Annotated in this window: 11 protein-coding genes; 2 read left to right on the top strand and 9 right to left on the bottom strand. The window is 64.1% G+C overall.

Going from position 1 to position 10,290, the window contains the following annotated elements; genetic code table 11:
- A partial coding sequence (locus V5A53_RS09830) for a methylmalonyl-CoA mutase family protein (RefSeq protein WP_332313429.1) occupies positions 1 to 329 on the top strand: 329 nt, incomplete at its 5' end.
- 208 nt (positions 330 to 537) lie between these two features.
- Positions 538 to 2,148, top strand: coding sequence for a long-chain-fatty-acid--CoA ligase (locus V5A53_RS09825; protein ID WP_332313428.1), 1,611 nt, complete (start codon positions 538 to 540; stop codon positions 2,146 to 2,148).
- 84 nt (positions 2,149 to 2,232) lie between these two features.
- Here V5A53_RS09825 and V5A53_RS09820 read toward each other — a convergent pair whose 3' ends face one another.
- From V5A53_RS09820 to V5A53_RS09780, 9 genes are all read right to left on the bottom strand, one after another.
- Positions 2,233 to 2,643, bottom strand: coding sequence for a universal stress protein (locus V5A53_RS09820; protein ID WP_332313427.1), 411 nt, complete (start codon positions 2,641 to 2,643; stop codon positions 2,233 to 2,235).
- A gap of 39 nt (positions 2,644 to 2,682) precedes the next feature.
- A complete protein-coding gene (locus V5A53_RS09815) occupies positions 2,683 to 2,958 on the bottom strand; it encodes a DUF7520 family protein (RefSeq protein ID WP_332313426.1) in 276 nt (91 codons plus the stop codon).
- 230 nt (positions 2,959 to 3,188) lie between these two features.
- Positions 3,189 to 4,430 (bottom strand): MgtC/SapB family protein, encoded by a 1,242-nt coding sequence (locus V5A53_RS09810; protein WP_332313425.1) that lies wholly within the window; start codon positions 4,428 to 4,430, stop codon positions 3,189 to 3,191.
- 84 nt (positions 4,431 to 4,514) lie between these two features.
- On the bottom strand, positions 4,515 to 6,305 hold the full coding sequence (locus tag V5A53_RS09805; protein WP_332313424.1) for a cytochrome c oxidase subunit I: 1,791 nt from the start codon (positions 6,303 to 6,305) through the stop codon (positions 4,515 to 4,517).
- A gap of 135 nt (positions 6,306 to 6,440) precedes the next feature.
- Entirely contained in the window at positions 6,441 to 6,743 is a 303-nt protein-coding gene (locus V5A53_RS09800) for a DUF6684 family protein (protein ID WP_332313423.1), read from the bottom strand.
- A gap of 32 nt (positions 6,744 to 6,775) precedes the next feature.
- The gene (locus V5A53_RS09795) at positions 6,776 to 7,177 is read right to left on the bottom strand and encodes a DUF7541 family protein (protein ID WP_332313422.1); all 402 of its coding nucleotides are present in this window, start codon (positions 7,175 to 7,177) and stop codon (positions 6,776 to 6,778) included.
- An 82-nt stretch (positions 7,178 to 7,259) separates the two neighbouring features.
- Positions 7,260 to 7,529 (bottom strand): C2H2-type zinc finger protein, encoded by a 270-nt coding sequence (locus V5A53_RS09790; RefSeq protein ID WP_332313421.1) that lies wholly within the window; start codon positions 7,527 to 7,529, stop codon positions 7,260 to 7,262.
- 1 nt (position 7,530) lies between these two features.
- Positions 7,531 to 8,898: a hypothetical protein gene (locus V5A53_RS09785; protein ID WP_332313420.1), complete on the bottom strand. Its 1,368-nt coding sequence runs from the start codon at positions 8,896 to 8,898 to the stop codon at positions 7,531 to 7,533.
- Positions 8,899 to 9,027: 129 nt separating this feature from the next.
- Positions 9,028 to 9,909 (bottom strand): cytochrome c oxidase subunit 3, encoded by an 882-nt coding sequence (locus V5A53_RS09780; protein WP_332313419.1) that lies wholly within the window; start codon positions 9,907 to 9,909, stop codon positions 9,028 to 9,030.
- Positions 9,910 to 10,290: the final 381 nt, after the last annotated feature.

Below are 10,290 nucleotides of genomic sequence, written 5' to 3'. Positions count from 1 at the left end.
ACCAGTACCAGAAGCGCGTCGACGCGGGCGAGGAGGTCGTCGTCGGCGTCAACGAGTATCAGATCGACGAGGAGACGGACCCCGATATTCTGCAGGTCGACCCCGAGACGCGGGACCGGCAGTTGAACCGCCTCGAGGAGGTCAAGGACGAACGCGACGACGCCGAAGTCGAAGCCGCCCTCGAGGACATCTCCGAGGCCATCGAGGCTGACGAGAACGTCATGCCCGCCATCATCGATGCAGTGAAAGCCTACGCGACGATGGGCGAGATCATGGCGGTCTTCGAGGACCACCACGGCGCCTATCAGGAGAAGATCGGACTCGCCTGATACGGGCCGTCGGAACGACGTACCGGTCATCGCCAACCCGCACGGCCGGTGAAAGACGACAGTTCGTATCGGTCGACGTAGACCCGGTAGTAGGGCCGTCTTACCCGGTGCAGGCGGCTGGTATCCGGGCTTCGAACCTATCTTTTCGATGACGTGAATGGCGGCGTCACAAAACAGTTAACGCGTTTCCTTCTGTATGTTGTCACGCATGCACAAGCCATTGCTCGTGACCGACTTCCTCGATCGCGCTCGGCGCCACTACGCCGACGAGGAAGCGGTCGTGGCGACGACGGGGGAGCGGTACAGTTACGCGGAGCTGGGTGACCGTGCCGACCGGTTTTCGGCCGCCCTGCAGGACCGCGGCATCGAAAAGGGCGACCGAGTGGCCGTGCTGGACCCGAACACGCACTTCCATCTGGAGGCCGCCTACGGGACGATGCAGGCCGGCGCGGTCCACACGCCGTTGAACTACCGGCTGACGCCCAACGACTTCGAGTACATCCTCGAAAACGCCGGCGTGTCGGTCGTCTACGCCGACTACGAGTACGCCGACAAGATCGAAGCGATTCGCGAGGAGGTCCCGACCGAGCTGTTCGTGACCAACGATCCCGAAGCCGTCGACGGCGACTGGGAGGACTTCGAGGACTGGCTGGACAACGACGGCGACTACGACCGGCCGGAGATGGAGGAGGACGACCTCATCACGATCAACTACACCTCGGGGACGACGGGCGACCCGAAGGGCGTCATGCGGACCCATCGGACCGAGAGCCTCCACGCCTACCTCGTCTCCGTCCATCAGGAGATCTCCGACGACGACACGTACCTGTGGACGCTGCCGATGTTCCACGTCAACGGCTGGGGGCACATCTACGCCATCACCGGCCTCGGCGCGAAACACGTCTGTACCCGTGGCGTCGATACCGAGGAGATCTTCGACGCCATCGTCACCGAGGACGTGTCGTACTTCTGTGCGGCACCGACCGTCCTCAACCAGCTCATCAGCTACTACGAGGAACGGGACCCCGAGACGGCTGGCGACTCCGATGTCCGGGTCGCAACCGCCGGCAGCGCGCCGCCGGAGGCGACCATCCGGACGGTCGAAGACGAGTTCGGCTGGTATCTCAAACACGTCTACGGCGCGACCGAGACGGGGCCGCTCATCACCACCTCCGACGCGCGCCGCCACTTCGAGGCCGATAGCGCCGACCGCTTCGCGGTCAAGAAGAAGCAGGGTCTCGGCTACCTCGGCACCGAGGTGCGGGTCGTCGACGAGGACGGCAACGACGTGGCCAACGACGGCACCGAGATCGGCGAGATCGTCGTCCGCGGCAATCAGGTGATGGAGGGCTACTGGGAAAAGCCCGAAGCCACCGAGGAGGCCTTCAACGACCGCATCGAGGGCTACTACCACATGGGCGACCTCGCGACCATCGACGAGAACGGGATGATCTCGATCCAGGACCGCAAGAAGGACATCATCATCTCGGGCGGCGAGAACATCTCCTCCATCGAACTGGAGGATACCCTCTTCGAACACGAGGCCGTCGACGACGTGGCGGTCATCCCGTCGCCCAGCGAGGAGTGGGGCGAGACGCCGAAAGCCTTCGTCGTCCCGACCAGCGGCGATCCCGATAATCCGGGTATCACCGAGGACGAACTGATCGCGTTCACCCGGCAGGAACTGGCGTCCTACAAGACGGTCCGCCGCATCGAGTTCGTCGAGGAACTGCCCACGACGGCGACGGGCAAGGTCCAGAAGTACGAACTCCGGCAGGAAGAGTGGGAAGACGAAGACCGGATGGTCGGGCAGGGATAGTCGGTTCACGCGGTCCTCCGTACCGATGTCCGGTCATCACCGACCGCACTGGCGGTGACCGGTAACGGACGACGACCGTCCGTGTCAGGTTCGAGCGGTTCGGTGGTCGAGTTCGCCGGCGATGACGACCGGCGGCCCGGCCTGAAGGATGACCTCCTGTGCGCCGGGTTTGAGTTGCCGCTTGCCGGCCGGCGAACGGTGCCGGCCTCCCAGACAGACGAGGTCGGGATCGAGGGTTTCGATGGCGTCGACCAGTCCGTTGGGGGCGTTCTCGGCGACGACGCCGTAGGCCTCTGCCTGCAGGCCGGCCTCGGAACAGCGTTCCAGCGCCTCGCTGACTGCTGGTCGATCTGTTATTTTATCGTCGTCTCCCGCGTGGACGTGGACGAGCGTCACGCGGACGGCCTCGGTCGCCCCCGGGAGGTCGGCGACGGTCTCGACCTTCGCCGCTAGCCCCTCGTCGTCCGCCGAGACCGCCATCGCGACGTGGAACATATCCACGGTGTCCGAGGTGGTCGGGGTAATCGTTTTCGTTTATCGAGCGTCCTCATCGACGTAGCGACGCGAGACGCCGACGACGAGCAAGAGCAGGATTCCGAGGATGGTCCCGATAGCCATCATGCCGAACGCCGCCAGCCCCAGCGGCGTCGGCTGGAAGGTGACGAGCCCGAGAAACGAAACCGCTTCGAGGTCTCGAAGCCCGATGCTCCCGAGGACGGCGCCCATGAAGCCGGCGATGCTCACGACGACGACATAGAGGAATACGATGATACGGTGGCCACCGAGGCCTTCGGTGTCGGTTTCCGTCACGGTCGCTGGTACGTTGGGCGGGCCGATGAGCCTTCGGAATCGGAGTCGTTCTGAAACCCTTTTGACGCGGTGTTCCTAACGACCAGTATGGTCCAAGAGCGTCGGGAGTTCGCCGAAAAGGAGTACCTGCTTTTCGTCCTCGTCGGAGTCGCGCTACTCATGGCGGCGACCGGGCTGATTCTGGTGTTGACGTCGATATAGCTTCCTCGGCCGTCGTTTCGAGTGGGTCCTCAGAGCAACACGACGACGATTCCCACGACCGCGACGATGCCGAGTGCTACTGATACCCGTTCGCCGAGTCGGCGTGTCCCGAGCACCCACACGAGTCCGACCTTCGTGAGCGTGTTCGCGATAGCGCCGATGACGATGCCCGTCGTCGCGACTGCCGGGGATATCTCACCGTCCGCGGCGAGTCTACTCAGCGTAAGCGTGATCGCATCGACGTCCGCGAGTCCCGAGAAGAACGCCGTCGCGTAGATCCCTGCGTCGCCGAACCTCGAATTGGCGAACTGCGATGCCACCAAGACGGCGGCGAAGACCAGCCCGAAAAACAGCGCCGGCTGGAGTCGAAACGGGTTCTCGAGGTCGGCTTCGATCGTCGGTTCGAGGGTCGAACGCCAGTAGCCGATGCCCGCCAGAACTAAACCGACGACTGTCATCGCCCCGAGCGGCACGACGACCTCGGGAAGCAGTGCCGGATTGACGACGGCGACCTCGACGAGTGCCCGCGGGAACATGACGACCGACGCGACGACGACCGAAAACGCACTGATTCGATAGATGTCGGGTGCCTCGCTCGTCCGTTCGGCCATCGAGACCGTCGTCGCCGTCGAGGAGACGAACCCGCCGAGGATGCCCGTCAGGGCGATTCCATGTCTGGCCCCGATAACGCGACTCAGTATGTACGCGACGAAGCTGAGCCCGGTGACGAACACTACCATGAACCAGATGAACCGTGGGTTAAGCCCGTAGACGATGTCGAGTTCGCGGTTCGGCAACAGCGGCAGGACGACGAACACGACGAGGACGAACTTGAGCGTGGCACGACGCTCGCTTTTGTCTACGCGGTCGACGACCCCGTGAATCGTGGGTTTTGCCGAAAGGAGGACGGTAACGACGCCACCGATGACGATGGCGAAAACGGCTCCGCGCTCGGAATGAACCGTCAACGCTCCCAGCAGGACGGTGAGGATGGCCGCCGTCAGCGTCGTGAGTCCGATGTCGTGTTCGGTCAGGACCTTCGCGACGTAGGCGACCGTCAGTGGGACGACGAGAGCGAGTATCACCGTCGGTAACAGCCCCGGAAAGAACGCCTGGGAGACCGCGCCGATGAGGGCAAAGAGCGGGAACGTCCGACTGCCCGCGAAAGAGCCGCCCGACTCGGCTTGCTCCCGTTCGAGGCCGATGAGGGCACCGAGGCCGAACGCGATGAAGATACGGAGAAGAAGGGGATCGACGATAGGCTCGGCCATTCCGGTTGGTCTTCACCGGCCTCGGTTGTCAAACTTCGGGACTTCGGGAGAAGCGTCAGAAATCCAAGAAAAACGTCTCGTCAGTCAGTCGTCGAGGTGGCCGTCTTCTTCCGTCCCGCCGTCGGTCGCGACTTCGTCGTCGCCACCGTCGGTGGTCGCTAGCAGGCCGTCCTCGGCGAGCCGGTCCTCGAACCACGCGAACTCACGGCCGTGGAGGCCGTACTGCTTGGTGTCCCACGGGTCGGGGTCGGTGACCTCGGGGCCTTCGAGCCACGACTGGGCGATGTTCCACAGCCAGATGACCGTCCCGATGGCGATGAGGAACGCGCCGACGGTCATCGCGCGGTGCAGCAGGGTGATCTCGGCCAGCGGCGCCAGCGCGGGGTTGAACTCGTAGGTCGCATAGCGGCGCGGCATCTCGAGGTAGCCGGCGATGAGCATGGCGAAGAAGGTGATGTTGACGCCGATCATCGACAGCCAGAAGTGCCACTTCGCGAGGGTGCGCTGGTACATCTTCCCGGTGACGATGGGGAACCAGTAGTAGACGGCACCGAAGCCGGCGAAGGCGATCATCCCCATGACGACGTAGTGGAAGTGACCGACGACGTAGTACGTCTCGTGGAGGATGAGGTTGACCGGAATCGCCGCGAGGAAGACGCCGGTGATGCCGCCGATGACGAAGTTCGAGATGAACCCGAGACTGAACAGCATCGGCGCTGTCAGGCGGACGTTCCCGTTCCAGAGGGTCGTAATCCAGTTGAACGTCTTAACTGCGGACGGTATCGCGATAGCAAGCGACGTCGCCATGAACGAGGCCCGGATGCGGGGGTCCATCCCGCTGCCGAACATGTGGTGGGCCCAGACGCCGAAGGAGAGCACACCGATCGCGAGCGTCGAGTAGACGACGAACTTGAAGCCGAAGAGCTTCCGGCCGGCGAACTTCGGCAGGATCCACGAGACCAGTCCCATCATCGGCAACACGAGGATGTACACCTCCGGATGGCCGAAGAACCAGAAGAGGTGTTGCCAGAGGATGGGTCCACCGCCTTCGACGGCGAAGAACGTCGTCCCGAAGTTCCGGTCGAGCAGCAGCATGATGAGCGCGCTGCCGAGCAGCGGGAACGCGAAGATGATGATGCCGGACTGGGTGAGGATGGTCCAACTGAAGATGTCGAGGTTGGCCCACGTCACGTCGTCGCCGCGCTCGGTGAAGATGGTCGCGATGAAGTTGATCGCGCCCATCGTCGCCGAGACGCCGGTCAGATGCAGGCCGAGAAGCATCAGGTCGACGCCGGGGTTCGGCTGTTCGACCGACAGCGGGGCGTACATCGTCCACGAGGTCTCGGCGGGGCCGATGCCGATATCCAGCGGCATCGTGAAGAAGCCGGCCCAGATGAGCAGCGCGCCCGGCGGAAGCAGCCAGAAGGCGATGGCGTTGATACGCGGGAACGCCATGTCGTCGGCGCCGATAAGCAGCGGGACGAAGTAGTTCGAGAAGGCGGCGATGATGGGCGTCCCGAAGAGGAACAGCATCGTGATGCCGTGACTCGTCAGAAGCGCGTTGTAGAACGCGGGCTCGATGAGGGTCGAACTCTGCGTGAACAACTCGATGCGCATCAACAGGACGGCGACGCCGCCCCACAGGAACGCGATGACGCCGTAGGTGCCGTACAGTATGCCGATGTCCTTGTGGTCGACCGTCGTTAACCAGCGTGCGATGCCCGGTGGCTTGTGGCCGTGGCCCGCTGCGCTCGCGGCCTCGCCGCTCGCCAGCGGAGTGTACGTGCGCCAGTTCTCGATGCGGGCGACCAGCGCGAAGACCGCGATGAGAAGCACCCCCATGAGAACCGTTAGCGCAAGCTGTTCTGCAGCCATGTGTATCTAGGCGAGGTGTAGGACTACGGGTTAAGAAAGGTTGCGTTATACGGCCGCCCTGCCGGAAAATCTCGCCTCGGAATTCGGTGAAACTGGTCGGACGTTTCAGACGGCAGAACCTCGGGTTTCAGCGCGTTACTCGTCTTCGTGGCCGGGCATGCCGGCGACTTCGGCGTCGGCTTCGGAGTAGCCGGCGGGAATCATGTCGTCCGCTTCGTCTTCGGCGCTGCTGATGGCTTTCCCGGAGTAGTAGGTCAAAAGCGCCAGCGCCACGCCGGTTATCGTGATGACGGACACCTGGACTGCAAGGACCACCGGGTTCGCGGGGAACGGTGCGATGGCCGCGTACAGCACCACGAAGAACAGGAGGATCGCGAGCGGGATGACGTTGACCGACAGGTCAAGCAGCGTATCCCGGTCGAAGGTTCGCTCACTCATTGTTCGTGGGTTCGGATAGACATACTAAGAGATTACTGATTCAGGACGCGCGGCAGGACGGCCCCGGCGATGGCGACGACGGCCCCCGTCGCGGCGATGGTGAATCCGCGCTGGCTGACCTGGTTCGTGACCGCTGCCTGTGAGATATACGCCGAAACGCCGCCGTCGACCTGTGTCGAGACGAGGAGCATGCCGACGACCGCGAGGGCGACTCCGAGTCCCGAGAGGAGCCGCCACGGCCGGGCCACGTAGCCCGCTTCGTGGACGATTCCCGCGACGCTGCCGACGAACATGATGAGGCCGGCGACCGATACGGGATAGAGGTTAAACAGGATCCCGATTTCGCTGAGGACGAGCCCGGACACGACGACGAGCGGCCACGCGCTCGCCTTCTCGTAGCGCTCGGATACCCCTGGTTCCGGTTCCGCTTCCATGCGTATTCGTTGGACTACCGCCTAAAATGGCCGTCGGTTCCGGCCTCCAGGGCCGGCTTCGTTCGGACGACAACCGTTCGTCTCAGACGACGAACGCGTAGACGAAAATGAACCCGAAGTAGATGGCGACGAGCGCGGCCAGCGCCTTGAGGCGGAACAGTCGCATCTCGTCGCGTTCGGCCTCCCGAGCCGCCCGGTAGGCGTCGGTTTCGGCCTCGCTCAGTTCCTCTTCGTGGGCCAGTCCGTGGTGGAGCGCGAGCAACTCGTCGTCGACGAACCGCTCGCCACAGTAGGCGCAGGTGGCCGGCTCTTCGGGCGCGTCCGGCGGCGGTGTGTAGCTGTCCTCGGACATTTCAGGAGACGTAGGGTGGTGTCGCATAGGGTTGGGTGACGATCCAGAGGCTGAGCATCGTATACCCGACCATCGCCAGCGTGATCGCATACTGGCTTCGGATTGCCTGCAGTTTGCCGGGGAAGACGTCGTAGGCGGCGGCGTGAGCCGCCCAGATGGCCAGCAGATGGCCGAGAATCACGAAACCGATCTCTACTCCCGTGAACCACGACGGTAGCACGACCGCAACCGGGTCCGGTGGCGCAAGGGGTGCCGCCAGCGCGCCGAACAGCGCCGGTGACAACTCGACGAAGTAGCCGAGGAAGTGCGCGAGGTGGTAGCCGGCGGCGATGGCCAAAAGCGGTGGTGCAAAGCGCCGTGCGAGTTCGTCGACGGGGCGATACGTCCGGGCATGTCGCTTGCTGTAGGTGGTGGCGACCCGGAAGACGCCGAGGAAGACGCCGTAACCTACCAGAAGCGAGACCGGATACAGCAGATGTGCCGGAACGCCGGCCTCGACGACCGTGACGGCGAAGCGGCGCCACGGCGGCGTGGCGACGAGGCCGTCGTAGGTCGTCACCCAGAGGATGGCGACGACGAACCCGACCTCGCTTCGGTCCGAAGCGAGGCGTATCTCGTCGAGGCCCGCCCCCGGGAGCCGAAGGCGGAGGCCCCCGTCGTAGTGGAGCGGTGCGACCCGGCCGAAATACCGGAACACCCGGGCGATCGGGTCGACGGTCTCGAACCACGTTCCGGGACCGAAGACCATCGCGCCCGCGAGGGTCAGGACGGTGTAACCGACGACGACGCTCGCCAGGAACCGCGGCTGGTCGGCGACGGGGCTGACGACCTCCAACCAGACGAGCGCCAGCAGGCCGACGACGCCCGGCCATGCGCCGAACCGTTCGGGATAGGGGCGATCCAGCGATGGCAGTATCCCGGCGAGTGCGCGCCACGGGTTGATCAGCGGCCAGCTATTGCCGACCAGATAGGTCGTCATCGCGTAGCCGGACCACCAGCCAGCCCAGACGACGAGGACGGCGGCGTTGTACAGCGCCTCCCGCGGGCCGACGAAGCCGACCACGAGGACGAACGCGAGACCAACTACGCCGGCGGCACCGCCGAGTCGGCGAATCGCCGTTTCGGCGGACGGCGACCACCTGCCTCGGGAGCGGTGGAGTTGTCGCATGAACGACCGGTCGGTGACGAACGAGGCGAGCAGGAACGAGGCGCCGATGACGCCACCGCCGGTCAACAGGAAGAGCCACGTCGGGATGTCCGACCCGCGGTCGGGGGCGCTCGCGAGGCCGGCGCCATGGGCGGCGGCCGACCCGACGAGGCCGAGCAGGACGCCGACTGAAACGAGCGCGAGGCGACGACGACGGCTCATTATCGGAATTTGGAAGCGGGGTTGGGAGTACCTTGCGAAACGTGGCTGACCGTCCGGCAGGGATGGCCACATCTGTTCGGAAGCGCATTGCAGAAAAAGTCCGACGACCGTCTCGACGCTACGTCGGTGTTAGAGGATAGCCCCGGCGTAGAGGACGACGACGAGGAAGACCCAGACGATGTCCACGAAGTGCCAGTACATCGAGACCGTGCTGACCGAGACGTGCTTTTCGGCGGAGTAGTGGCCGAAGAGCGCGCGGATGAAGACGATGCTGATGAGGACCGCTCCGAGGCCGACGTGGAGGCCGTGGAGGCCGGTCAGTCCGTAGAAGGCCGAACCGTAGGCCCCCTCGGTGAGCGTAAAGCCTTCGTGGACGATGAACTCGTAGTACTCGTAGACCTGCCCGCCGAGGAAGACGATGCCGAGCAGGAGCGTGGTGCCGAGCAGGCGGACGAATCGCTTGCGGTTGCCCTCCAGAAGCGCGTGGTGGGCGTAGTGGATGGTGACCGAACTGGCGATCAGGATGAGGGTGTTGATGATGACGAGCGAACTGAGGACGTCGCCGGTGACGACCAGTTCGGGGAGTGCTTCCTCGTTCCAGACGGCCGACCCGCGGATGAAGAAGTAATAGACGAAGCCGGCACCGAAGGTGGCGACTTCGGTCCCCAGGAACAGCAGCATCGTCAGTTTCAACGGGAAGCCGTAGTCGTCGGCCTCGCCTGACCAGAAGTCGACGATGAAGGCGTGGTATAGCCAGCCGTACAGTCCCGTGAGGAACGCGAACGTGCTCAGGATGAAGACTATCGGTCCGAGTGACTGGGGCACGACGTCGTTGCCGGGTTGTCCGAGAACGAACAGCGCGGCACCGATGTAGAACCCGGCGCCACCGAGGGCGGTGATGAAGGGCCACCACGAGGCCTCGCCGAACCCTTGCGGCCAATCCTCGACCGCCGGCAGGTGGTGGTCGTGGCCGCCCTCGTGGCCGTGACCGTCGTCTGTCTCAACGCTCATACGCGGCACATTCGAGTGAAGGGGTAAAAACCCTCCCAAAGCGCCCGGGCCGTCCGAGTCTCGATCGATATTTGGTATCACCTCACGCGCGAGCACGTGGACGAGAGAGTCGACGTGGAGTCGCTCGACGCCTCAACACATGTTCGACTGTGAAACGTGATTCGGCCGGCGTAACGAACTGAAAACAGGTAAATCAGAACGGAGCTATCGAAGCGCTACCTTTGACAGCGAGAGAGTCCCGCCGTTCACGGCGGGCGTGAATCGCGTACGCATTGGTGAACGTTCCGCGGACTCCACTCGTTCCGAGTCTCCCACGCCGCCATCCTGCTGCTTCACTTCCGCTCCGCTCTCCCTGGGTTTAAACCCGCTCCGAACGACGCA

Origin of the sequence: Natronomonas sp., assembly GCF_036625485.1 — an archaeon.
Taxonomy (GTDB): domain Archaea; phylum Halobacteriota; class Halobacteria; order Halobacteriales; family Haloarculaceae; genus Natronomonas.
The sequence above is the reverse complement of the archived record's forward strand: the minus strand, read 5'-3'. Positions and strand labels throughout refer to the sequence as shown.